22 protein-coding genes are annotated in these 26,608 nt (G+C 32.7%); 14 read left to right on the forward strand and 8 right to left on the reverse strand.

From position 1 onward, the window contains the following. Positions 1-2 precede the first annotated feature (2 nt). Complete coding sequence (locus H6589_10265; GenBank protein MCB9174980.1) at positions 3-1,214, reverse strand: hypothetical protein; 1,212 nt, start codon at positions 1,212-1,214, stop codon at positions 3-5. A gap of 105 nt (positions 1,215-1,319) precedes the next feature. Further along, on the reverse strand, positions 1,320-1,898 hold the full coding sequence (locus H6589_10270) for a sigma-70 family RNA polymerase sigma factor (GenBank protein MCB9174981.1): 579 nt from the start codon (positions 1,896-1,898) through the stop codon (positions 1,320-1,322). Between the two features lie 132 nt (positions 1,899-2,030). Here H6589_10270 and H6589_10275 point away from each other — a divergent pair, with 132 nt between their 5' ends. The 9 genes from H6589_10275 to H6589_10315 all read left to right on the forward strand — a co-directional run bounded on the left by H6589_10275 (position 2,031) and on the right by H6589_10315 (position 13,183). Continuing rightward, positions 2,031-4,091 (forward strand): M13 family metallopeptidase, encoded by a 2,061-nt coding sequence (locus H6589_10275; protein ID MCB9174982.1) that lies wholly within the window; start codon positions 2,031-2,033, stop codon positions 4,089-4,091. Positions 4,092-4,171: 80 nt separating this feature from the next. After that, positions 4,172-5,248, forward strand: a complete 1,077-nt coding sequence (locus H6589_10280) for a DNA alkylation repair protein (protein ID MCB9174983.1) — start codon at positions 4,172-4,174, stop codon at positions 5,246-5,248. A gap of 88 nt (positions 5,249-5,336) precedes the next feature. After that, positions 5,337-6,545 carry a 3-oxoadipyl-CoA thiolase gene (pcaF, locus tag H6589_10285; protein MCB9174984.1) on the forward strand — a complete coding sequence of 403 codons (1,209 nt, stop codon included), beginning with the start codon at positions 5,337-5,339 and terminating at the stop codon, positions 6,543-6,545. A 4-nt stretch (positions 6,546-6,549) separates the two neighbouring features. After that, the gene (locus H6589_10290; GenBank protein MCB9174985.1) at positions 6,550-7,140 is read left to right on the forward strand and encodes a YdeI/OmpD-associated family protein; all 591 of its coding nucleotides are present in this window, start codon (positions 6,550-6,552) and stop codon (positions 7,138-7,140) included. Between the two features lie 6 nt (positions 7,141-7,146). Further along, entirely contained in the window at positions 7,147-9,354 is a 2,208-nt protein-coding gene (locus H6589_10295) for a bifunctional (p)ppGpp synthetase/guanosine-3',5'-bis(diphosphate) 3'-pyrophosphohydrolase (GenBank protein ID MCB9174986.1), read from the forward strand. 76 nt (positions 9,355-9,430) lie between these two features. Further along, positions 9,431-9,877: a transcriptional repressor gene (locus tag H6589_10300; GenBank protein MCB9174987.1), complete on the forward strand. Its 447-nt coding sequence runs from the start codon at positions 9,431-9,433 to the stop codon at positions 9,875-9,877. Then, positions 9,874-10,224 (forward strand): STAS domain-containing protein, encoded by a 351-nt coding sequence (locus tag H6589_10305; GenBank protein MCB9174988.1) that lies wholly within the window; start codon positions 9,874-9,876, stop codon positions 10,222-10,224. Before H6589_10300 ends, H6589_10305 begins: the two co-directional genes overlap by 4 nt. Positions 10,225-10,230: 6 nt before the next feature. Beyond that, entirely contained in the window at positions 10,231-11,511 is a 1,281-nt protein-coding gene (locus tag H6589_10310) for an adenylosuccinate synthase (protein ID MCB9174989.1), read from the forward strand. A gap of 169 nt (positions 11,512-11,680) precedes the next feature. After that, positions 11,681-13,183 carry a hypothetical protein gene (locus H6589_10315; GenBank protein MCB9174990.1) on the forward strand — a complete coding sequence of 501 codons (1,503 nt, stop codon included), beginning with the start codon at positions 11,681-11,683 and terminating at the stop codon, positions 13,181-13,183. 83 nt (positions 13,184-13,266) lie between these two features. On the opposite strand, the gene H6589_10320 is transcribed toward H6589_10315, so the two are convergent. The 4 genes from H6589_10320 to H6589_10335 all read right to left on the reverse strand — a co-directional run bounded on the left by H6589_10320 (position 13,267) and on the right by H6589_10335 (position 19,566). Further along, entirely contained in the window at positions 13,267-13,776 is a 510-nt protein-coding gene (locus H6589_10320; GenBank protein MCB9174991.1) for a hypothetical protein, read from the reverse strand. 280 nt (positions 13,777-14,056) lie between these two features. Then, positions 14,057-15,709 carry a T9SS type A sorting domain-containing protein gene (locus tag H6589_10325; GenBank protein MCB9174992.1) on the reverse strand — a complete coding sequence of 551 codons (1,653 nt, stop codon included), beginning with the start codon at positions 15,707-15,709 and terminating at the stop codon, positions 14,057-14,059. Positions 15,710-15,826: 117 nt separating this feature from the next. Next, positions 15,827-16,573 carry a response regulator gene (locus tag H6589_10330; protein MCB9174993.1) on the reverse strand — a complete coding sequence of 249 codons (747 nt, stop codon included), beginning with the start codon at positions 16,571-16,573 and terminating at the stop codon, positions 15,827-15,829. 86 nt (positions 16,574-16,659) lie between these two features. Beyond that, positions 16,660-19,566: a histidine kinase gene (locus H6589_10335; protein ID MCB9174994.1), complete on the reverse strand. Its 2,907-nt coding sequence runs from the start codon at positions 19,564-19,566 to the stop codon at positions 16,660-16,662. Positions 19,567-19,608: 42 nt separating this feature from the next. On the opposite strand from H6589_10335, the gene H6589_10340 reads away from it, so the two are divergent. From H6589_10340 to H6589_10360, 5 genes are read left to right on the forward strand one after another with little or no spacing between them, the layout of a single operon-like run. After that, complete coding sequence (locus H6589_10340; protein MCB9174995.1) at positions 19,609-20,211, forward strand: transferase hexapeptide repeat family protein; 603 nt, start codon at positions 19,609-19,611, stop codon at positions 20,209-20,211. An 8-nt stretch (positions 20,212-20,219) separates the two neighbouring features. Further along, positions 20,220-20,930 carry a SpoIIE family protein phosphatase gene (locus H6589_10345; protein ID MCB9174996.1) on the forward strand — a complete coding sequence of 237 codons (711 nt, stop codon included), beginning with the start codon at positions 20,220-20,222 and terminating at the stop codon, positions 20,928-20,930. Positions 20,931-20,940: 10 nt separating this feature from the next. Continuing rightward, positions 20,941-22,524, forward strand: a complete 1,584-nt coding sequence (locus tag H6589_10350; GenBank protein ID MCB9174997.1) for a tetratricopeptide repeat protein — start codon at positions 20,941-20,943, stop codon at positions 22,522-22,524. 23 nt (positions 22,525-22,547) lie between these two features. Continuing rightward, entirely contained in the window at positions 22,548-23,378 is an 831-nt protein-coding gene (locus H6589_10355) for a hypothetical protein (GenBank protein ID MCB9174998.1), read from the forward strand. Positions 23,379-23,410: 32 nt separating this feature from the next. After that, positions 23,411-25,510 (forward strand): helix-hairpin-helix domain-containing protein, encoded by a 2,100-nt coding sequence (locus tag H6589_10360; protein ID MCB9174999.1) that lies wholly within the window; start codon positions 23,411-23,413, stop codon positions 25,508-25,510. A 354-nt stretch (positions 25,511-25,864) separates the two neighbouring features. On the opposite strand, the gene H6589_10365 is transcribed toward H6589_10360, so the two are convergent. Both H6589_10365 and H6589_10370 read right to left on the reverse strand, forming a co-directional pair. Further along, complete coding sequence (locus tag H6589_10365) at positions 25,865-26,287, reverse strand: hypothetical protein (protein ID MCB9175000.1); 423 nt, start codon at positions 26,285-26,287, stop codon at positions 25,865-25,867. Between the two features lie 26 nt (positions 26,288-26,313). Next, positions 26,314-26,608, reverse strand: a 295-nt coding sequence (locus H6589_10370) for a SpoIIE family protein phosphatase (protein ID MCB9175001.1), incomplete at its 5' end; no start/stop codon positions are given.

Here is a 26,608-nt window from a genome sequence, read left to right on the forward strand (position 1 = left end):
TCTTACTTCAATGCCTTCAATTTTTCTTCGGCTTGTTTACTGTAAGCGTTGTTGTATTGAGTTAACATGGTTAACAATTTTTTTGCTTCTGTCATATCTTTTAACTGAATCAAACAAAGTGCTTTGTACCATCTTGCTTCCGATTTTTTTGTTGGGTTATCGTTTCCATTTAATACCACATCAAACTTTTTTACAGCCGTAGTGTATTTTTTCTGATTGTAATATATTATTCCATCAGTAAGTGCATCGCTCATGGTTGTCGAAGCTCCAGTAGATATTCCTCCAGAAGTTTCTGTTGTAGTAATGGTTTCAGCAAAAGAGGTGTTTTCATTACGAGATACATTTTCCTCTTCCTTTAAGGTAATTTCATCACCTTCTCTGTTAAAAACATCAGCACTGCTTGGGCGGGGAGCTTCTTTTTCTTTTTTAGCACGATTTTTTGTCTCACCCGATTTTTTCAAATTATCTGAAACTATTGCTTTATTGGCTAATTGATTGGTTGCTTTTTGATCACTGTTCGCATCAGCTTTAGCTTTTTCGTTAGCTAATATAGGTGCAGGAGCAATGGTATTGTCCACGTCCATCATTGCATCTTCACTATCTTGTATTTTAGCTTTATAAGCACTACCAGTACCTGTTGTTGCTGCTGAAGTTGTTGTTTTATCTTTAGCTAAAACAGGTCGGTAATCGTTTTGTGCTACTTGCTGCTCAATTGGGCTTTCTTCTAATGCACCGTAATTATCTTTCCATCTATCGTTTGCTTTAGTTTCTGCAACTTCTGCATCAGCAACTTCTTCGTTATTTTTGAGTTTTAAAGTAATGTTTTGGGCGCTTTTTTCACCTTCAGCTTCTTTTTGTTCTTGCATCAATTCTTCTTGTTCGGGTAAAATATTTTCTATGGTATTTTTTTGAGGTTCTTGAAACGAAAGTTCATTTTCGTTGAGTTTAGCAGCATCATTAAAATTATTAATGATATAATATCCTCCAACAACAAATAACAATACAGAAGCAGCTACCAAAAACATTCGTGTAATAGAAGGCGATTTTTGAGTGGTACGCTTATCAATAAAGTGGTCGATGGTAAAGAGCACAGATGGATTTTTGGCATGAGCCATTCCCTCTATAGCTTCGCTACAAAAATCACAATCAATAAGGTGTGTTTGTACCTGATGCAGTTCTTTTTGTGAAAGTTGTTTATTGATAAACTTTAACATAGTTTCCTTTGAGATGCAAGTCGTTGTCGAAAATATGTGATTCTGTAAGTTTTTCATTGTTTTTAGTAATAAGTAATCATAATTGTTTTGCGTGTTGGTTTTTATTTATGTGGTTAATTTTAAACTTAAATTTCGTTTTCCGTTTTGTATGTAGCTTTTTACTTGGTTCATGGTAAAACCTGTTAATTCAGCAACTTCTTCGTAGCATTTTTCTTTTAAAAAAAAGAGTTCAATGCAAATACGTTGTTCTTCTTTTAATTCACCTAATGCTTTTTCTAAATCAGTTAATTGTACTTCTTGTTGTTCTTTTTCGTGTGTTTGAAAAGGAGTGTCAAAACTATCTTCTTCATCAAAAGCATATTCGTATTCGTTGGCTCTTTTTAGTTGAGTTTGTTCTTTTCTTAAAAACATCAAGCAATGATTTCGAGCTACACTGTGTAACCAAGATTTGAAATTGCTTACATCATGTTTTAATAAATCCACCAACAATTGTTCAAATATTTCCAACACCGCATCTTTACTTTTGTCTTCATTTTTTAAATATTTTAAACAAACACCGTAAACTAAATGCGAATATCGTTTAAACAATTCTCCTACAACAGCATTGTCTCCATTGCTTTTGTATTCAGCAATAAGTTCGTTGTCGGAGTGCTTTGAAATATTTTTACTTTTAAAAAATAACATCAAAAAATTATTGTTTTAATAGCTAGATGATAGGAAAGCTAAAATTCCACAAAAAAATCTTAAAAAAAGATAAAAGCCTATTTAAGAGATATTTTTGCTACTTTTAAGGCTACTAACTAAACCATTTAATCGATGAAAAAAATTAAAACAAATTTGTTTGTTGTTATAGGATTAGCCGTATTAAGTTCATGTGGCTCTGAAACCCCAAAAGAAGAAAAAGTAGAAGATTCTAATAAAATCCCAGCATTTGATTTAGCCAATATTGATTCAACGGCTATACCTTGCGAAGATTTTTATCAATATGCTATTGGTAATTGGCAAAAAAACAACCCAGTACCTGAAACAGAAGGTCGTTGGGGAAGTTTTAATATTTTAAACGAAGCAAACAACATTAAATTAAGAACAATAATTGAAGAGGCGACAGCAGCTAAAGGAAAAAAAGGTACTCCAAAACAACAAGTTGGAGATTTTTATACAGCAGCTTTTGATTCCACCAATGCAGACAAGCTAGGTATTTCGCCATTAAAACCTTTGTTGGAAAAAATAAATGCAGTTACTGATATTCAAAGTTTAGTTGAAACAATGGCTCATTTAAAAGTAAAAGGTTCTGGTTCAATGTTTTCTTACTATGTATATGTAGATGCCAGAAATAGTAATCAAAATATATTCTATTTAGGTCAAGGTGGTATTGGTTTGCCAGATAGAGATTATTATTTTCCTACTGATGACAGAGGCAAGAATATTCTAGCAGAATATGAAAAACACATGGTAGCCTTATTTAAACTATCGGGTGAAACTGAAGAGTCTGCTGCACAAAATGCAAAAAATACTTTAGCCATAGAATCTCAATTAGCGAAAGCATCGTTAACAAAATTAGAACGAAGAGACCCTGTGGCAACGTACAACAAAATGACGGTTGATGAGCTTCAAAAACTGTGTACAATTTTTGATTGGAATAAATTTTTACAATCGGCAAATATTTCTGGAGTTACTGAATTGGTTGTTGACCAACCAAAATATTTTACTACTTTATCAAAAACATTAAAACAATATTCTATCGACCAATGGAAAGTGTACTTAAAATGGCAGGCATTAAACGATTTTGCGCCTTATTTAAGTAGCGATTTTGAACAACAACATTTTGCATTTTATTCAACAACGCTTAGAGGAGTTAAAGAAATGAAGCCTCGTTGGAAAAGAGCATTAGAAAACTCAAACAACTTTGTGGGTGAGCAAATTGGAAAATTATTTGTTGAGAAACATTTTCCAGAAGATCAGAAAAAACGCGTGTTAGGGTACATCCATAATATTGCAGGAGTATTTAAAGAAAGAGTTCAAAAATTGGATTGGATGAGTGATTCAACCAAAACAAAAGCATTGGATAAGTTGAGCAAATTTGTTTATAAAATTGGATACCCAGATAAATGGAAAGATTATTCTTCTATTGAAATAGTGAAGGATAATTTTGTTCAAAATATGATGAACGTGAGGGCTTTTGAATATGCTGAAATGGTAGCTAAAATTGGTAAGCCAGTTGATAAAACAGAGTGGGGAATGACACCACAAACCATTAACGCCTATTACAATCCAACCATGAACGAGATTGTTTTTCCAGCAGCAATTTTACAACCTCCGTTCTTTAACCCTGATGCAGATGATGCTATTAATTATGGTGGTATTGGTGGAGTTATTGGTCACGAATTCTCTCATGGTTTCGACGACCAAGGTAGTCAGTTTGATGGCGATGGTAATTTGAGAAATTGGTGGAGTGAGCAGGATTTAACTAATTTTAAACACCTAACAGGTAAGTTGGTTAATCAATTTAATGCTTTCAATGTGGTTGACGAAACCTATGTAAATGGTGAATTAACATTGGGTGAAAATATTGCAGATTTAGCAGGTATTACACTTTCTTATTATGCCATGCTAAAATCTTACGAAGGCAAAGCAGAACCAAAACCAATTGATGGATTTACTTACAAGCAACGTTTCTTTTTGGGTTGGACTCAAGTTTGGGCATCAAACATTAAAGATGAGGAAGCTGTTCGTTTAGCAAATGTTGACCCACACTCACCAACAAAATACAGGGTATTAGGACCATTAACTAACTTGGTTGAGTTTGATGAAGCTTTTGGGTGTAAATCAGGGAACAAAATGGTTGCCAACGATAGTTTAAGAGTTAAAATTTGGTAATACATAATTTTGCCACAGATTCACAGATTAAAAGACATTATTTTTAATCTGTGAATCTGTGGCACTTCATTTTAAATTAAATGAATCTTAAGGAAGAATTTAACGAAATTTTTGTTTGTAAACTAGCGAATGAACTTTTAAAAGTTAATGCTGAATTTAAAAGTGATAGGTTTGTAAAAGCAACTTTAACAGCCGATTGGCAAAATAAAGAACTTAAAGAACGAATGCGTTTTATTACCAATAAAATACATGAGTTTTTACCAATAGATTATATCCAACAAATTCAAATCATTAAAAATGTAGCTCCAAAATTTTCTGGAATTCAAGGTTTTATTTTTCCTGATTTTGTTCAAGTGTATGGGTTAGATAATTTTAAAACTTCAATTCAAGCATTAGAATTTTTAACCGAATTTTCTACAAGCGAATTTGCTGTACGCCCATTTATTGAAAAATATCCTAAAGAAGCGGTTAAGCAATTGTTGGTTTGGAGTAAAAGTAAAAACCATCATGTAAGGCGTTTGGCAAGCGAAGGATCTCGACCAAAGTTGCCTTGGGCACAGCCAATACGAGGATTTATAAAAGACCCCAGTCCGGTTTTACCAATATTGGAAAACTTAAAAAACGATGAATCGCTTTATGTCAGAAAAAGTGTTGCCAATCATTTAAACGACATCAGTAAAAATCACCCAAAATTGGTGCTGGATATTTGTAAAAAATGGCATGGAAAATCCAAGAATACAGATTGGATTGTAAAACATGCGTTACGCTCTTTATTAAAAAGTGGTAATAAAGAAGCCTTATCAATTTTTGGAACAGCCGATGCTAAAAATATTGAAGTAGAAGAATTAATACTTTCAAAAAATCGATTAAAGATAGGTGAAGAGTTTACTTTTTCTTTTTATGTTCATAATACCAATAAAACTGAGCGAACTTTGCGTTTGGAGTATATCATTCATTTTATGAAATCGAACGGAAGCCAATCTCCTAAAATTTTTAAAATAAGTGAAGCTACATTTCCTGGCAACACTAAAAAACAATTCGTTCGCACACACAAGTTTGCCGATTTAACTACACGAAAGCATTATATGGGAAAACATCAGCTGTCTGTTGTAGTTAATGGAGATGTAAAGATAAGTGTTGATTTTGTGTTGATTTAAATTATTTATTCTAGTACTGAAACTAGTTTTCACAGCCTCAAAATTTTATTACCTTTACTATCTAATTTAACACAAACGAATTTTGAGTATGAAAGAAGCATTTATTGTTGATGCTATACGAACTCCAATAGGAAATTTTGGAGGCACTTTGTCGGCAGTTAGAACCGATGATTTAGGCGCTATAGTAATTAAAGAATTGATAAAAAGAAACCCCAATATAATTACTGAGGAAATTGAAGACGTGTTGTTTGGTTGTGCCAATCAAGCTGGTGAGGACAACAGAAATGTAGCACGTATGTGTGGACTGTTGGCTGGTTTGCCATGGCAAGTTGGTGGCGAAACCATCAATCGTTTATGTTCGTCAGGAATGGCTTCGGTTATCAATGCGTCAAGAGCAATTAAAATTGGCGATGGCGATTTGTATATTGGTGGTGGAGTAGAGAACATGACACGTGGACCTTGGGTAATTTCTAAAGCCTCTAAACCATTCGGGCAAGATGTAGAAATGCACGACTCTAGTTTTGGTTGGAGATTTATTAATCCAAAAATGAAAGCTTTATACGGTGTGGATGGCATGGGTGAAACTGCCGAAAATTTGGTTGACATGTATAAAATTAGTAGAGCCGACCAAGATCAATTTGCGTATTGGAGCCAAATGAAAGCTACTGCTGCTCAAAAAAATGGTCGATTGGCTGAAGAAATTGTTGCCGTAGAAATTCCTCAACGTAAAGGCGAGCCAAAAATATTTTCGCAAGATGAATTTATTAAACCTACCACTACATTAGAAGTTTTGGGTGGATTAAGGGCAGCTTTTAGAAAAGAAGGAGGAACGGTTACTGCTGGTAATGCTTCTGGGTTAAACGATGGCGCTGCTGCTGTATTAGTGGCTTCTGATGAAGCGTTGAAAAAATACAATCTTAAACCAATGGCTCGAATTGTATCGAGTGCTATTGCAGGGGTTGAACCACGTATTATGGGTATTGGACCTGTTTATGCTTCAGAAAAAGCATTAAAAAGAGCAGGTTTAACCTTAAACGATATGGATATTATAGAAATTAACGAGGCTTTTGCTGCTCAAAGTTTAGCTTGTACACGCAAAATGGGCTTGGCTGATAACGACCCAAGAATAAATCCAAATGGTGGTGCAATAGCTTTAGGTCACCCACTTGGTATGACAGGTGCTCGTATTTTACAAACTGCCGCAATCCAATTACAAAAAACAAACAAAAGATATGCTTTAGTAACCTTATGTATTGGTGTTGGTCAAGGTTATGCCACTATTATTGAAAGAGTGTAATAATATGCCAAAGAATCCAAAAGTTGATGAATATATAGCAAAATCTGCTGAGTTTGCTCAGCCTATTTTAAGTAAACTAAGGGCATTGGTTCATCAAGTAAATCCTGATATAGAAGAAACCATTAAGTGGGGAATGCCAAATTTTGAATACAAAGGAATGTTGTTTAACATGGCAGCCTTTAAACAACATTGTGCATTTGGTTTTTGGAAACAGAAACTAATTAAGAGTTTGGATGGTGCTGAAGATGGAATGGGTAGTTTCGGAAAAATAAAATCGTTAAACGATTTACCTTCTGATGAGATTTTATTGATGTTGATGCAAGAGGCGGTAATGTTAAATGAAAAAGGAATACAACTGCCAAAAGTTGTTAAAGAAAAAAAGAACTTAGTTGTTCCTAAAGAACTAAAGGATGTTTTACAGCAGCATCCAAAAGCGAAAGAGGTTTTTGATAATTTTGCTTATACCCATCAGAAGGAATACATAGAGTGGATTACTGAAGCAAAACAAGATTCGACTAAACAGAAAAGAATTACCCAAACCATAGAATGGTTGTTAGAAGGTAAAAACCGAAATTGGAAATACCAAAATTGTTAATTTACAATGGAAATTGATTTAGAAAAAGAAAAGATTGAGATAGAACAAGCCTATCAAGCCATGCTTGATTCGGCAATACATTGTAAAAAAACTCCTGAAAATTTAGCTCGGATTAGAAAGGCTTTTGATGTTGCTAACGAGGCACATAAAAGTGTTCGAAGAAAATCTGGCGAGCCATATATTTACCACCCTATTGCTGTTGCTCGAATTTGTGCTGAAGAAATTGGTTTAGGAGCTACTTCTATGATATGTGCTTTGTTGCATGATACTGTTGAAGATACCGAGATTTCGTTAGAAGATATCACCAATATGTTTGGTGAAAAAGAGGCTCAAATTATTGACGGGTTGACGAAGATTTCTGATGTGGTGGATTTTAACACTTCCATACAAGCAGAAAATTTTAGAAAGATTTTACTTACCCTTTCGGAAGATGTTCGAGTTATTTTAATCAAACTTGCCGACCGTTTACATAACATGAGAACTTTAGGTTCTATGAAACGTGATAAACAGTTGAAAATAGCATCAGAAACTTTGTTTTTATATGCACCAATGGCTCACCGATTGGGGTTGCATAGTATGAAAACAGAGTTGGAAGATTTATCGTTAAAAATTCAGGAACCAGAAGCCTTTGATGAGATTCAAAAAAAATTAGAAAAAACACAAGAAGTACGTACGCGATTTATCAATAAATTTTCGCTTCCTATAAAAAAAGCGTTAGAAGAAAACGGTTTAAAGTTTGAAATAAAAGGTCGTCCAAAATCAATTTATTCCATTTGGAACAAGATGCAAAAAAAACATGTGCCTTTTGAAGAGGTATATGATTTGTTTGCCATCAGAATTATTTTAGATGCCGATACACAAAACGAAAAAACAGATTGTTGGAGGGCATACTCCATTGTTACCGATTTTTATCAGCCTAATATTGAGCGGTTACGAGATTGGATTTCGGTACCTAAGGCGAACGGTTATGAATCGCTGCATACTACGGTTATGAGCCCAACAGGTAAATGGGTTGAGGTGCAAATACGTTCAAAACGAATGGACGAAATTGCCGAACAAGGTTTTGCTGCACATTGGAAATACAAAGAAGGTGGAGAAGAAAGTCGATTCGATAAATGGATTAATCAAATTAGAGAATTGTTGGAAAATCATAATGCTGATGCTTTAGATTTTATCGACGACTTTAAATTGAATTTATACAACGAAGAAATTTTTGTGTTTACGCCCAATGGCGATATGAAAAACCTACCATCTGGTGCAAGTGCGTTAGATTTTGCTTTTTCAGTTCACACGCAGGTAGGAGTTAATTGTTTAGGAGCAAAAGTGAACAACAAATTAGTACCGTTAAGCCACGAACTTAGAAGTGGTGACCAAGTAGAAATTTTGACCTCTGCAAAACAAAAGCCTAAAGAAGATTGGTTGAGTTTTGTTAAAACACATCGTGCAAAATCAAAAATAAAATCGTTTTTAAATGATGAGAAAAAAGAGATTGCCGAAGAAGGTAAGGAGATATTGGAGAAAGAATTTAAACGATTAAAAATATCTTACCAAAACATTAGTTTGAAATTACTTCAGTCGTATTACAAGGTAACTTCTCCAACGGATTTGTACTACCGTGTTGCAAAAGGCGAGATCGACTTAAATCACTTAAAAGCATTTGAGGTAAAAAAGGGAGTTTTACAGCCAAAAAAATCAATAAAATCAAGAGTTACCAATATTTTTAGTCAGCGTTTAACAAGCAAAAAAGAGAAACCACAGTCGGAAGAAATGTTGGTAATTGGCGATAACATGCAGCAACTTGATTATAAGTTAGCGAATTGCTGTAATCCAATTCCTGGCGATGAAGTTTTTGGGTTTGTTACCATTAATGAGGGTATTAAAATACACAAAACCAAATGTCCAAATGCTGTTCAATTGCTTTCGAATTATGCTTACCGAGTAATAAAGGCGCGCTGGATTGATGATCAAAAAATTGCATTCTTAGCAGGCATTAAAATACTCGGAATTGATGATGTTGGTATTGTAAACACTATAACCCAAGTTATTTCAAACGAGTTAAATGTTAACATGCGTTCGATAAGTTTTGATAGTCATGATGGAATTTTTGAAGGGATGATTATGGTTTATGTTTATGATACTTCTCACCTAAACAGTTTAATTAAAAAATTGGAAAAATTAAATGGTGTTACTCGTGTTGAAAGAGTTGACAAGTAACAAACTTTTCAACAATGCGCTAACATTTGGTTTATCTTCTTTATAAATAGTTAATTTTACTCTTTAACACTCAAAAATGAGTTCGAAAGAAGAATTACAATTAAAAGTAAAAAATATCTTCTCTGCATATTTAGAAGAACACGGGCATAGAAAAACTCCCGAACGATATGCTATACTCCAAGAAATTTATTCAAGCGAAGATCATTTTGATGTAGAAGAATTGTACATCACGATGAAAAATAAAAAATATCGTGTGAGTCGTGCAACATTATACAATACCATAGAGTTGTTGTTAAATGCTAATTTGGTGCGTAAACACCAATTTGGAAGTAACATTGCTCAATTTGAACGTTCGCATGGGTCAAAACAACACGACCACATTATTTTAAGTAGTGGAGAGGTTATTGAGTTTTGCGACCCTCGAATTCAAAATATTAAGGCAACGTTAGAGGAGATGTTTGATATTAAAATCTTGCATCATTCCCTTAATTTTTATGGTGTTAAACAAAATAAAAACCAATGAGCTTTTCGTATCAAATAAAAAAAGATAACAATCTCTTAATTATTGCTTTGCAAGGTAACTTAATAGGTAAAGAGCAAGTTGGAGAGTTGTTTAACGAGATTGATTTTGAATTGAACGAGGGCGTAGAAAACATAATAATTGATTTGGAAGACATGCAATACTTGAATAGTACCGGCTTGAGTATTTTTATTCAAATTTTAACGAAAGTTAGAAACAACGGTGGTGATGTAGTGGTAGTTAATGTGCCAGAAAAAATCAATAAATTATTAGTAATAACAAAGTTAAATAGTGTTTTTAATATTAAAGATAGTGTTGAGAATGCAAAATTAGAATTGATAAAAAATTAAGAATAAATGAAAGTTGATGTTCTATTAGGTCTTCAGTGGGGAGACGAAGGTAAAGGTAAAATTGTTGATGTATTAACTCCAAAATATGATGTGATAGCACGTTTTCAAGGAGGACCAAATGCTGGTCATACTTTAGAATTTGATGGAATTAAACACGTTTTACACACCATTCCTTCAGGTATTTTTCATAAAAATGTGATGAATGTGGTTGGTAACGGAGTAGTTATTGACCCTGTTATTCTTAAAAAAGAGATTGATGCACTTTTTAAATTAAATGTTGATGTTAATGATAAAATGGTGATTTCTAAAAAAGCCCATTTAATTTTACCAACCCACCGTTTAATTGACGCTGCATCGGAAGCATCAAAAGGAAAAGAAAAAATTGGTTCTACCTTAAAAGGAATTGGACCAACTTACATGGATAAAACGGGTAGAAATGGGTTGAGAGTAGGTGATATTTTCGAAACAAATTTCCAAGATAAATACAATGCTTTAGTCGAAAAACACAAGCAAATTTTAAAATTCCATGATTACGAATACGATTTATCGGAATTAGAAGGACCATTTTTTGAAGGTGTTGCCTTAATTAAATCGTTAAGAGTTATTGATAGCGAACACTACTTGAATCAAGCTATAAATGAAAACAAATCTATTTTAGCAGAAGGTGCTCAAGGTACTTTGTTAGATGTTGATTTTGGTTCGTACCCATTTGTTACATCATCAAACACTACAACGGCTGGAACTTGTACTGGTTTAGGGGTTGCACCGAATAAAATTGGTGAAGTGTTTGGTATTTTTAAAGCATATTGCACAAGAGTTGGTAGTGGACCATTTCCAACAGAATTGGAAGATGCAACAGGCGAATTATTAAGAAAAGCAGGACACGAATTTGGTGCTACTACAGGGCGACCAAGACGTTGTGGATGGATTGATTTACCTGCATTAAAATATGCTATTATGATTAATGGTGTTACCAAATTAATTATGATGAAAGCTGATGTGTTGGACTCGTTTGAAAGCATTAAAATTTGTACACATTATAAAATTGATGGTGAAGTAATTGATTACATGCCTTACGATATTGTTTCTAAAAAAGTAGAACCTATTTATGTTGAAATGAAAGGTTGGAAATCGGATTTGACTAAATTGTCGTCGATTAATCAATTACCATCAGCATTAAATCAATACATCGAATACTTAGAGCAAGAATTAAACGTTCCTATTTCTATTGTTTCTGTTGGTCCAGACAGAACACAAACATTGATTAGAGAAAAAGTATTGGCTTAAACCATAAGCTTAGAGACAGATGATTATCTGTTTTATAGCATATTTGAGACAGATAATCATCTGTCTCTACGAAAAATAAAAATTGGTGAAACGATTATTCAATACATACAAAACCACCCCGAAAAAGTATTCGGGGTATTTTTGTATAATAAACTTGTTGTTATTGTTATTGCCAGCGGTTTCATTTGCCCAAAAAACTTCTCAAATTGAAATTTTAAATGCCAACAGTTTAGAGTTTGACGAAACATTAGGCAGTAAAGCCAAACGGTTAATTGGCAATGTTCAGTTTAAACACGACGATGCCTTAATGTATTGCGATAGTGCGTATTTCTATTCCGAAAGCAATAGTATGGATGCTTACGGACACGTTCGTATAACACAAGGCGATTCGCTCCAACTTTTTGGCGACTCGTTAAACTATAGCGGTGTAACCAAAAAAGCATTGTTGCGAGGCAACATAAAACTAATTAATACCGATGTAATTTTAACCACCAACTATTTAGATTACGATAGAGCCAACAATGTAGCCTATTATTTTGGTGGAGGAACATTGGTGAGTAAAAAAGAGAACAACACCTTAACCAGTAAACAGGGCTATTATTACCCCGATGCAAAATCGTTTTTCTTTAAGGATAAAGTATTTTTATCGAACCCCGAGTACAAAATAAATTGCGATACCATGCAGTTTAATTCTAATTCGAAAGTGGCTAGCTTTTTTGGACCAACAACCATAACCAACAAAGACAATTACATTTATTGTGAAAATGGTTGGTACAACACCCAAACCGATGTGTCGAATTTTTTCAAAAATGCGTACTTGTATTCTGATAAAAAAATAATTCAAGGCGATACGCTGTATTACGAAAAAAAGACTGGTTACGGCGAAATAAAATGTAATGGTTCTATTACCGATACAGTAGAAAATATTATCCTTCAAGGCGATTTAATTCGGTTGTTTCAGCAAAAAGATAGTGTAATGATTACCAAAGAAGCTTTGCTAAAACAGATTTTTAAAGACGATACTTTGTTTATGCATGCCGATACGTTTAAACTTTCTACTCAACTAAAAAAGAACGACTCTATACCAAATCAAACCGACACCATTCGAAATTTGTTTGCATACAATCGGGTTAAATTTTACAAAACGGATATGCAAGGCAAAGCCGATTCGGTATTGTATAATTTTTCTGATTCTACAGTCAATTTTTATAACGACCCAGTAATTTGGTCGGACGAAAACCAACTGACTGCCGATTTTATTTATTTGTTGATGAAGGACAAGAAAATCAATTCCATTTACCTGAACAACAATTCCTTTATTATTTCAAAAGCCGATTCCTTGTTTGAGCATTTTAACCAAGTAAAAGGCGATAGCATGATTGGATATTTTAAAGGTGATGAATTGCACAAAATTGAGGTAATGCAAAATGCTGAAACCATTTATTACGGTAGAGACGAAGCTGGCAAATACATTGGCGTAAACAAAGCAAAAGGCAACAACATGCTTATTTTTATTGACGATAGTAAACTATCATCGTTAACATTTATAAAAGACCCCACCGCAACCTTGTATCCTATAAAAGAGCCCTCGCCAAAAGATGTAACTTTAAAAGGGTTTAACTGGCGTGTTAACCAACGACCAAAAAGCAAGTTTGATATTTTTGTTTGGTAAATCTGATTCTAGCTAGTAAAAACTGTGCTTGGAATAGTTGTTTTTAAATTACCAGCGGACGCTGGCGATAGATAGGGGTTATGCTATGCAATTGCTTTTATTTGCTTAATCATTTTATAACCTTGTCGATTTAAAGTCAAAAGAGCTGCAATTGCATTATGACTCCAAGGATGATGGATTACATTCCATTGAATTTCATTTTTTTTAAATCTTAAAGTAATCATATCAAGATTAAAGATACTTCCTCTATATGTTGCTTGCATATATTGTTGATTGTCATAATCTATTTTCCATTTATTTGAATCGAATAATAATCTAATCTCATTTTTAAAAGCGTCTAAGTCTTTATTAATCTTAAATGATTTGAATCTTAATCGTATGATTTGCAAATAATATGTTCCAATTCCTAAAATCAATGTTAAACAGAAATTTAAAAGAATAACATCATATTTCAGATTGTCAAAGTCCTTAAACAAGAAAAACAATTGAATTAGACTAAGTCCTAATATTCCAGCTGGTAATCCATAATAGTTTAGCCACTCTAGTGAACCAATTTTAAAAACTATTCTATCATTCTTAATCCAATCTTTCATATTTATTAGCTTGAGCCTAAATTCCGAATAAATTCCATAGGCACATTACTCGCACTATATTTTACCCAAATATAACCAATATAATAATTTGTTTTGCAAAACAGTATTTCTCGATACACTCTCCTTACAGTCGAGCACTCGAAACGACAGTGTCAGTTCGAGTTTGCAATATGTAGCCTTAGCGGAATATTGCAGTATCGAGAACAGCTACATGTTAAAACAGAAAAGAGCCGTTAATCTACGACTAACGACTCTTCTCAAACTTAAACTAACTTACTACTTACTCTTTAATAAATTTATTCTGAGAAATACCTTTCTCCGATTGTACTACCAAAATATACATACCTTTTGTTAAGTTGCTAACATCAATGGTATTATCAATGTTGTCGTAGCTTCTAATTAAGCTACCGCTAATGTTGTAAATACTTAATTTACTCACTTTTTCTTCAGTAGCAATATGTAACATATTCTTAACTGGGTTTGGGTATATGCTCATGTTGTTTTTGGTGTTAGCTTGTTCAATGCCTACTGTTCCGTTATATAAATTACTAATTTCTGCTGGAGTTAAAACTTTGTTGTACACATACAAATCGTCGAAATAAGCATTTAATCGTTGAGTATTTACACAAATTGAACCAGCAGCGTTTAAATAAGCTCCAATACCAATGTGAGCATTACCATCTAATATACCATTGTTTATACCCAAACCTAATGAGATTGTTTGAGTTAAGGTTTCTTGCACGTTATTTAAATAAATTTTGAATCTACTTCCTGATGTAATTGAGGCATCATAAGTTAATACAATGTGGTACCATTGCCCAGCTACTATTGTAGTGCTACCTTCATAAGCAACATTATTTGAAGGTGATAATGTACCAGCGGCATTAATGTCCAATTTGTTATTATCATTTAAACGTAACATGTATTGTCTGTCGTTTGCACTACAACCCGAATCAGCTTGTTTCATAATTATCATTTGATATGTAGAATTAACCGTTTTAAAGTTAACCCAACATGAGTAGCTTATTGTACCTGCTGCTCCAGTTGCAAAACCATCGTAGCTGTCGTTTAAATTTAGGTGTGATGTAGTTGTAATGTCAATTGCTTGGTTTGGGTTACTAAAACGGTCATTAACATAAACAATGTTTGTTGTAGCAGCATCGTTATAACTTATTTCATCTGTTGCAACATTATTGAAAGTATATTTTGAAATTAAGTTGTTGGTTATTGGGTTAGCTTCGTTATACAAGCTGTTTACTTCTGTTAAATCTAGAGCTCTGTTGTATATTTTTACATCATCAATTAAACCATCATAAAGTCGAGAGCTACCATTATTTTGAGATCCTAGACATAAACTAGCAGCCGAAGTACCGTTTATAGCTGTAAAAGTTGGGTCAACAACATCTAAATCTAATGTTCCATTAACATAAGTTCGGTGTCTTCCAGAGTTGTCCCAAGTGGCAACCACATGATACCAAGTGTTTGGTGATAAACTTATGCTACCACTATAACCAGTTGCTGAAAATCCAGATTTTCCAATAGCTAAAAATGTTTTACCATTAGCAATCATAAAAATGAATTGATCAACATTAAGTGAGTTTGTCCATTTAGATGCAATAACCTGTTGGTTAATTACTCCATCAGCTTTTATCCAAGCAGAGATGGTTAAACCAGTTGTCATTTGAGTTTTTGGTATATTTGCTCCAATGTTTACTGTTGAATTTGATCCATTAAAACTTGCTGCAAGACCTTTGTTTCCAAATCTATCATCAGCATAAGAAATGTTTACAGGATTTCCATTTGCTTTAGGCGCAATTGCATCGACACCGTTACAAGCATTAAAATTATAACTTGCAACAAGCCCGTTAGTTACTTGAGCATTTGCCGCAAAAGCGGTAAGAATGGTGAAAATAGAGAGTAGTGTTTTTTTCATAGTTTGAATTTTTTGTTACAAAACTATGTTGTAAAACACATATCAGTTAAATTAGTTTAGCAATGGACGTTTTTGTTTAGCAATGGACTTTTTTGTCTAGTGTCTAGTGTCTAGTGTCTAGCACATCATGACCTCTTCAAACTCAGGTTTTTTATATTTCGAAAGTTTGGCAACAATGCCGTTTTCTAATTCAATTTCGAGTTTGGTTTTCGAAAAAGATTTTACTTTATTCAAATTTATCATCCACGATTTGTGTGAACGAAAAAAGCTATTGTTCTGTTCAAAAATAGTTTCAAAGTGTTTGAGGTTTTTGCTCATTAAATAATTATCAGAAATGGTATGAATACAGCTGTAAGATTCTTGCGCTTCAATAGCTATAATGTCATCTATAGCCACAATTTCTTGACCATCGTTTTTGCGTACCACAATTTTTGAAATGCTTTCAGCCTTGAGGTTATCTTTTAAAGCATTGTAATTTTTATTGGGATTAAGTAAGTTGTTTTTAACAACAAGTTTTTCAACGGCTTGTTTCAATCTGTCTATTTCTACAGGTTTTAAAAGATAATCAACTGCCGAAATTTCGAAAGCTTTAATGGCATACTTGTCGTAGGCAGTTACAAAAATTATGTCGAATGTTACATGCTCAAAAAATGATACTAATTCGTAACCAGCATAATTGGGCATTTCAATGTCTAGAAAAACTACATCAGGGTTGTGTCGTTTTATGGCTTCAACAGCACTTAAAACATTGGTACAGGTTTCTATAACCTCAATTTGAGGGCAAAAACGATTTAATAAATTGGTCAGTACATTTCTAGCACTTTCTTCATCATCAACCAATATGGCTTTTAGTTTTGCACTCATGTTTCAAATATATAAAACCATATTTGGAGATTGTAATTATATTTTAGTAACGACTATAATAATTTAGCAACGACAATTTTTAAAGTCTAATAATTTTGTTTAAAAGGCATATTAATCAACACTTTTGTTCCAATAGGCTCACCGTTTTGTTCTAAATCGGTATAAAATACACCTAAGCTTTGTTTGTAATGATTTTTCATGATATCGAAACGTATTTTGGTCGCATTTACTGAGAATGATTGATGCTTTTTTTGTTGTCTGTCTTTTATTTCTTGAGCTTTTTTTCTACCAACTCCATTATCGGTTACGGTACAATGTAAGGTGTCGTTCATGTTAAACGAAATGTCTACTTTTTTCAATCCATCTTTATGCAATAAGCCATGTTTTATGGCATTTTCAACAAATGGCTGTATGAGCATTGGCGGCACTTGAATATCCTCAGCATTGTTAATGTGAATTTTGAATTCAAAATCGTCTTTAAAACGAAGTTTTTCTAGCTCCAAATAAGTTTCTAAAAGCTCTATTTCTTCTTCAATATCAATAAATTCTTTGTCGGAAAAATTTAATGTTTGACGTACTAATTTTGAAAACTTAATGATGTAATTGTATGAATTATCAATATCGCCTTTTAAAATTAAATCTTGAATAGAATTGATGGCGTTAAAAATAAAATGAGGGTTCATTTGCGATTGAATGGCTATCAATTTTGAAGCATTCAACTCGTTTTGCAATTCAATTTTTCTGCGTTGTTTTTTTAACTCAAACCGGTAAATTAAAATGGTTATACCCACAAAAATTGAAGCTAGAACAACATAGAACCACCATGTTTGCCAAAAAGGAGGTGAAATAATAAATCGGTATGAAATAGGTGAGCTTTCAATCCCATTTTCACTAATAGATTTAACAGTAAATGTATAGCTTCCGGGTTGAAGAGAAGTAAATTCTACGGTGTTATCTTTAAAATTTTTGTACTGCCATTTGTTTCCTAGCTCATTTATTTTGTAGGCGTATTTTAACTTTCCTTGATGGTGATAGCTTGTTGTAATAAAGTTAATGGTAATACGATTTTCGTTATAATTGAAAAAGCTGGTTTTGCTGGTGTTAAAATCCACTAAAGAATCGTTAACAAAAACCTGATTAATAATAATATTGGGTGGTGATAAATTTTTAGAAACATCTTTGTAATTAAAAAACTGTAATCCTTTGTTGGTAATAACCCATACCATATTGTTTTGAACCGTAAAATCGCTTATACGATTAGAGAACAATCCATCCGTTTGATCAAAATTTGATGATTTTCCTGTTTGTAAATCATACACTTGCAACCCATGTTCGTGTGAAATAAATATATTATTATTATTATTATTATTTACAGCCAATAGTTTGTACACAATGTCCGATAACAATTCTTTTTTAGAGGTAAGATGTTGTGTTATTTTTCCGTTTTCAAATCGGTAAATACCTTGGTCTTTTGTAGCTACCCAAATGGATTTGTTGTGTTCAATTATACTTGTAGCGTAAATGCTATCGAAAATTTGAGGAGCATTTGTTTCAGAAAAAACCATTAATCCTTTTAAGGTGCTCAACCAAATTTTATGCTCCGATTTTTGATAAAATACCGAAGAAGTACGCCCAACGTTTTTGGGTATTTTAAAATTGGTTACAACCTCACGGCTTAAATATTTATTGTAAAAAACCAAGCTTTTGTTGGTGGCTAAAATAAATACAGAATCGTTGTAGCAATCCACATCTTTTAAAGAACCTATCTCAATAAAAGGGCTTCTTGTTTTAGTTTTTAGGTTGAAGCTATACGGTAAGTGAGAACCATTTATTACTAAGTTTTCCTTGTTATAATCAAGTTTTAAGACACTAATTTTTGATTCGTTTTGATTGTAAATTAATGAGAAATTATCTTGTTGGTATTCGTAAATTTTTCCGCTTTGAGTTGACACATAAATTTTATTGTTATCGCTAATAATTTTAGTAAACACTTCATTGTCAAGCTCAGCTTTGTTTCTAAAACTTAATACTTTAGTGTTGGGTACAAACAAAATTCCTTTTCCTAAAGTTGCTAACCATAAATTGTTTTCAGCATCTTGCAAGTATGATGAAATGTAGAAGTTGTTAAATAATAATCGTTTATGGAAAGGAGCCGTTTTGTATTTATTAAGAGCAATGGAACTACCTTTTCGGGTGCTTTGCCATAAGGTTGAATCGGGCGATAAATAACTTACGTTTGAAAATTGATGACTAATACTTTCATCTAAAAAGAAGTCTTGGAACAGACCAGAGTCGCCTTTAATTTCATAGTAATTAAAATCATCGCGGTCTTTAATTATGGTATAACCTTTGGTGTTTTGCATGATAACTTTTGGGCTTTTCCCTTTTTTATCAAAATACAATAAGCTACTTTTTTTACCATCTATAATTTCTACCTCAAATTGAGCGTCAATTTGTCGGCTAAAATAGATTTTTGACTTGTCTCGTTTTACTGAGGTCATAAATGAATTATTCCCTGAGTTAAAATAAAGGTGAGCTTGTTTTGATTTATCTATCCAAAAAGGAATTAAACCAACTACAATTAAATTATTATCCGAGTCAAATGCAATTTCATAAAAACTTGATAATAGCGAGTCGGGAATTTGGTAAAACAGTTCAATACTATCGTGCTTTATTTTTAAAACCTGACCACTTAAATTAAAGCAATACAAATCGCCATTATTATCTTTATTAAACCCAAAAATGGATTTGGCTTTTAAGTTTTCGTTATCGTATTTTTTAAAAATATAACCATCGTAGCGATAAATTCCATTTTCTGTTCCTAACCAAATAAAGTTGTTTTTATCTTGAGCTAAGGTATAAATATCTAATCCAGCTAGTTCATTTTCTCCAATAATGGAATACGATGGTTCTTGACTAAAGACGCTATTAGTCGAGAAAATCAACAATAAGAAAACGACAAAAAACTGCTGTGAAAATTTTCTTAACATCATTATTAGAAATACTTTATCTTTACAAAGATAACGGCAAAAAAGATGGCAATATACGAATTCAACGGATTTAAACCTGTTATACACGAAACAGCGTTTATCCACCCACAAGCAGCAGTAACTGGTAATGTTTTTATTGGTAAGGATGTTTATATTGGACCTGGCGCTGCCATTCGTGGCGATTGGGGTAAAATTATTATTGAAGATGGATGTAATGTTCAAGAAAATTGTACCATACACATGTTTCCTGGAACTACGACTTTACTGAAAAAGGGAGCTCATATTGGTCATGGAGCTATAGTGCATGGAGGCACCATTGGCGAAAACTGTTTGATAGGGATGAATAGTGTAGTGATGGATGAGGTTGAAATGGGTGATGAATGTATTGTTGGCGCTTTATCGTTTGTTCCTGCAAAAATGGAAATACCAAAAAGGAGTTTGTTGGTAGGTAATCCTGCACAAGTAATTAAACAAGTTAGTGATGATATGATAGCTTGGAAAACTAAGGGTACAAAGTTGTATCAAACCTTGCCAAAAGAGTGTTACGAAACTCTTAGAGAATGTGAGCCATTGAGAAATGAAGAGCCGAACCGACCTTCACAAGAAACTATGTTTACCACTTGGGAAAATATTAAAAATCAGAAATAGAAAATAATATGGAAAATATTACAGAAAACAACAACTTTTTTATTTACTATAAACCAAAAGACATAGTAAGCGGAGATTTTTATTATGCGTTGGCACATAAACCAAAAAATGGCAAAGATGAATTGTTTTATTTATGTACTGCAGATTGTACAGGTCATGGTGTTCCAGGTGCATTAATGAGTATGTTGGGAATATCCAATCTTAATGAATCTATTATTGAGAAAGATATTGTTGAGCCTCACGAAATTTTAAACAATGTTCGTAGAGGAATTATCGAATCGTTAGACTCGGAAGATAAAAGTGAAGAAAATAAAGATGGGACGGATTGTGTATTGTGTGCATTCGATTTTAAAAATGCTACTTTAGAATTTGCAGCTGCTAATAATCCATTGTGGATTTATAGAAATGGAGAAATGTTAGAGTTTAAACCAGATAAAATGCCAGTAGGTAAATATCATGGCGAACTAAACTCTTTTTCGTTGCAAAAAGTTGACTTACAAAAAGGAGACATTGTTTATTCATTTACTGATGGATTTGCCGACCAATTTGGTGGTGAAAAAGGTAAAAAATTTAAGTATAAACCGTTTCAACAATTTTTAATTGAAAACGCTTCACTACCATTAGAAGAACAACGAAAAAAGTTAGATACAACTTTTGAAAATTGGAAAGGAGATCTAGAACAAGTTGATGATGTATTGGTTGTGGCTATAAAAATTTAAGTATTGAAAAGTGAATAAAATTATTCTCATAATACTTGGTTTTATTTTTTCTACAAGTTGTTTTTCTCAAGAGTTAGATGAACTTAAAAATGAATTGCAGAAAGCAACATCTGACACCCTTAAATTAAGATTGCTGGTAGAAATTACAGATGCTTGTGAGATAAATGAAATAGAAAAATTTGCTAATCAAGCAATTTTGTTAGCTGATCATTTAATTCAATCAAAAAAATATTCAAAAAATAAAATTTTGGTTAATAAAGCAACCGCTATTAACAATAAGGCATTTTATTATCATTCTATTTCTAATTACATAAAGGCGATAGAGCAATATGGTATTAGTTTGCAGGTTTTTGAAGAGATAGGAGATACAAATGGGATTATAATGGCAAGCAATAATATAGCGTTGCTTGAGAAAGATTTAGGTCATATCGATATAACAATTGGGTATTTAAATAGAGCGTTAAGATTAGCTCAGTTGTCAAACAATGTTGAAATGCTCCACATGACGCATACAAACTACTCAGCAATTTATGTTCGACTAGGACTAATCGATAAAGCATTAGAACATTCATATAAAGGGTTGAAAATTCAAGAAAGCATTAATAATGAGTATGGTAAAGGTTATGCCTTAAACACAATAGCTTCATTATTTTATATGCAAAAAGATTTGAAGCGAGCAGAAGAGTTTTATTTAAAGTCATTAAAAGTTAGAGAAGGAATTAAAGATGAAATAGGGGTAAGTACAGTCTATAATAATTTGGCAAAAATATATGAAGATTTAAATCAAGATGAAAAAGCGCTTGAATTTCATATGAAATGTTTAGAGATTCGGACAAAGATTAAATTCAACGAGGGTATAGCCCAATCTTATAGTAATTTAGGGTCGTATTATTTAAAAAATGGAGACCCAATAAAAACATTAGATTTTTATAACAAAGGAATTGAAATAAGAGAAAAAATAAAAGATTATGAAGGGTTGAACAATTCTTATGTTAAAATGGCAGATTTTTTATTAAAACAACACAAGCTTAACGAAGCAGAAACTTATGGAAAAAAAGCATTAAAAATTGCTCAAGAATTGAGTTTCACTGGGAATATTGAATCAAGCTCAAATGTGTTGTTTAATATTTATCAGAAATTAGGAAAAGATAAAGAAGCACTCCAAATGCATATTTTATATGTACAAATGAAAGATAGTTTATTTAATGCTGAAACTCAAAAATCAATATTAACAAAGCAAATAAATTACGAGTACGATAAAAAAAAGCTGACTGATAGTTTACAATTTGCAAAAGAACAAGAAGTAAAAGATTTGGCAATAGCCAAACAAGAAGCACAGTTAAAACAAGAAAAAACACAGCGTTTTGCACTTTATGGAGGCTTAATATTATTTATTGTTTTTGCAGGGTTAATGTACAATAGATTTAAAGTAACTCAAAATCAAAAAATTATTATTGAGAAACAAAAAGAGTTAGTTGAAGAAAAGCAAAAAGAAATTATTGATAGTATTAAATATGCCAAACGTATTCAAGATGCATTATTAACATCACAAGGATATATTGAGCGAAATATTAAGCGATTGAAAGACTTATAATTTTAATGAGTTAATTTGTAGAAATGAGAAACGGTTTACTTAAAATATTTATAGCATTATTTTGCTTGATTTTCACGCACACAACTAATGCTACCAATGGTAATGATGTAATAGGTTCAAGAGCTACATCATTGGGTGGATTTTCAACAACATTGAGCGATTTGTGGTCGACCAACAACAACCAAGCGGGCTTGGGTTTTGTAAACGAATTATCCGCAGGGATGTATTACGAAAACCGATTTATGTTAAAAGAAACCAGCTATAAAGCAGGTGCTTTTGTTTTACCATTAAAAGCAGGTACTTTTGGTTTTAGCATCACTTCTTTTGGGTATTCTGCTTACAGCGAAAACAAGGCAGGTTTATCTTACGGAATAAAATTAGCCGAAAAGGTTGCTGTAGGCGTTCAGCTTAACTATTTAAACAATAGATTAACGGCAGATTATGGTCAGTCGAATACCTTTACGGCTGCTATTGGGGTAATTTCTCCATTAACAAAAGAACTTACCGTTGGTGTTCATGTGTACAACCCAAACAGAACAAAATTGGCTGATTATAATAACGAGCGTGTTCCTACCATTATGAAGTTGGGATTGGATTATAAATTTTCTGATAAAGTGTTTTTAGCAGTAGAAGCCGAAAAAGATATTAATTATACACCTGTTGTAAAAGTTGGAGTAGAGTACCATGCCATTGAAATGCTGTATTTAAGAGGAGGTATATCTACCAATCCAACACAAAGTTCTTTCGGAATAGGGTTAAAATTTACTCAGTTTAAAGTCGATTTATCATCCTCTTTCCATCAAACATTAGGGTTGACACCATCTGTTTCATTGATATACGTTAAAAGTAAATAGTGCATATTTCGTTAAAACATAAACCGTCTGTCATGCTGAGCCTGTCGAAGCATCTTTTTTATGTATTTCTCATTTTGCCTTTTTCTATTTACGCTCAAACTACCGAAGAAGAAAAAAACCAAATTATTGAACAACGAGTTGAATATTTAGTAGATAATGCAGAAGCAAGTGATATTGATTATACTACTGTATTTGAACAATTAACTTTTTATTTCGATAATCCTTTAAACATTAATAGAGCAGATGTTAATGAATTGCGCGAACTTTCTTTGCTATCTGATATTCAAATCAATAATTTAATTACTCATATTGAGAAGAATGGAAAGTTAATGACTTTAGAGGAATTACAAACGGTTCAAGGTTTCGATTTGAATACCATAAAACTAATGTTACCTTTTGTTAAGGTTAATTCCGATGTTAATACACCTCAATTATCGTTTAAGGAGTTGTTGAAGAATGGAGAAAACCAGTGGTTTGTTCGTTTTGAACGTGTTTTAGAAGAAAAAGAAGGGTATTCACCAACTACAGATTCTGCCTTATTGGCGAGTCCAAATTCGAGGTATAAAGGAGATAGAAACAGGTATTTTACACGATACAAATACAATTACGGTAATCACATTAGTTTTGGATTTAGTGCAGATAAAGACCCAGGTGAAGAATTTTTTAATGGGACACAACAACAAGGGTTTGATTTTTATTCGGCACACTTTTTTTTACGAAATCAGGGTAAAATAAAACAGTTGGCTATTGGAGATTATCAAGCACAATTCGGTCAAGGATTAACGTATTGGTCTGGGATAGCATTCGGTAAATCGGCAGACATAATGATGGTTAAACGGAGTGCAGCAGGATTAAAACCATATACCTCGGTAGATGAAAACTTGTTTTTAAGAGGGGCAGGTATTGCTCTTGATTTTAACGAAATAGAAGTAACCACTTTTTATTCGCGAAATAAGATTGATGCTAATATTGATTTAGCTGATAGTACTTTGATTGATGACGATGTAACCACTATAACATCGTTTCAACAAACAGGGTTTCATCGTACAAAAAATGAAATAGAAGATAAAGATGCAATAATTAACCAAACTTTAGGAGGGCATATCGCTTATAAAGTTAGAAAATTAAATGTAGGTTTTACAGGAGTTTACGATGAGATTAATGCAAATTTTAACCCTAGTTTAAGTACCTATAGTCAATTTAGAAACGCATCGAGTTACCAAACCAATTTAGGGCTAGATTACAATTGGATTTATAAAAATTTTAACTTTTTTGGTGAATTCTCTAAAAGCCTTGATGCTGGAACAGCATTTGTTTCGGGAGCTTTAATCAATTTGGCGAATAATTTTTCGATGTCGGTGTTGTACCGCGATTATGCTCGCGATTTTCATCCAATATCGAGTGTAGGAATTGGCGAGAACTCTACCAACGAAAACGAAAAAGGGTTGTACATGGGCTTTGTAGCTTCGCCCTCCAAGCAGTTTACCATTTCGGCGTATTACGATCAATTTGTTTTTCCATGGTTAAAATATCAGGTAAATGCACCGAGTAATGGTTATCAGTATTTAACTCAATTAACGTACAAACCATCTAAAAAATTAGAAATGTATGTACGTGTGCGTGAGCGAAATAAACCAGAAAATACCGATATTGATTTAGAAGATGGTATCGATTACATTGTTTCGCGTAAGCAAACCAATTATCGTTACAATTTATCGTATAACATTTCTCCATCGTTTAAGTTAAAAAATAGAGTAGAATTGGTGAATGTCGATCATCAAGGTTCGCCTTTCGAAACAGGTTATTTAATTTATCAGGATATTATTTATCAAGGCTTAAAAAGCCCTTTTTCGTTCTCGTTACGATATGGAATTTTTGATACGGATTCGTACAATACTAGAATATATGCCTACGAAAACGATGTGTTGTATAGTTTTTCTATTCCAGCATATTATAATCGTGGAACAAGAACATACTTAACAGTTCGCTATAAAGTAAAGCGTGGTATTGATGTTTGGTTGCGATATGGTTTAACGCATTACGAAAACCTTGACATCATTAGTTCTGGACTCGAAGAAATTGTTGGAAATTCCAAGAGTGATGTAAAATTTCAGGTAAGGTTTAAGTTTTAGTTCTTAAAACAAACCGTTGAGGAACGAAATGGTTGTTTTAAAGCTAAGCAACCCGAAACGAAGTGAGAAATTTAATTACTCATAACGACAACTGTATGTTGCGTTTTTTTTAGTTTATTAATAGCACCAAAGTAATGAAATTTTGTAGATGTAACAAAGAGCAAATCATTTTCAGATAGGGAAGAAGTTCGCTGTCTGAGGCAAAGATGCAATTTGCAAAGCCTATAAATAACCACCTACAAAATGAATGGCATTTACTTACAAAAGTTTCAAATAACTAAGCTGCTCGCAAGCAAAACGCAATATACAGCGTGTTGGCGGTAGTTCTATTTATCTTTCCTTCTATTATAAATATTAGTCTTTTTCTATTGGGCGAAAGTGACTTAGGTTATTACTTTTAGATTGAATTGTGTCTGTAAGGCTCAGAATAATATATTCGGGATGAATACAAATGAAAGAGACTCTGCATATAAATCTTTTTGCGATTGTGAGTTCTTCTTTAGTTAGTTTTAAAATGTTAGAATAATCTTCGATTCTTACTATCATTCCTACTTTAGGAATATATGGTAATTCGATAAATGTAGAATTAATCTTTTTACAGATAGAAATCGCTGCCTGTAACTCTAATTCATATAATTGATCATTATTAAAAACTTCTCGAACTTTCCGGATGGAAAGTTCACCTTTATTACTTACTTCATCAATAGCATTTGCCATGCTTTTGTGTTTTTTAGCTAATAAAGATGGTTGGTCTCTATATTCAAGTTTAATTTTCATGGTCGATTATAGTTTAGCTTTTAGAATTAAATTTTTATACCTACAATACAAACATCATCTACTTGTTCCTCTTTCCCTTTCCAATTTATAAATGTTTCTTCTATTTTTTCTTTTTGTTTATTCATGGGGAGATGAGAAATAGAAATTAAAAATGTCTTAAAGGGTTTTACTTTAAATTTTTTGCCATTTTCACCACCAAATTGGTCTTGGAAACCATCAGTTAGGGTATAGATAACGTCTCCTTTTTTAGTTTCAAATTCTCCGCCAATAAATGGTATATTATCATTGTCATGTTTGCCGACTGGTATTTTTTCTGGTTTA

Source organism: Flavobacteriales bacterium (assembly GCA_020635795.1).
Taxonomy (GTDB): Bacteria; Bacteroidota; Bacteroidia; order Flavobacteriales_E; family Vicingaceae; genus Vicingus.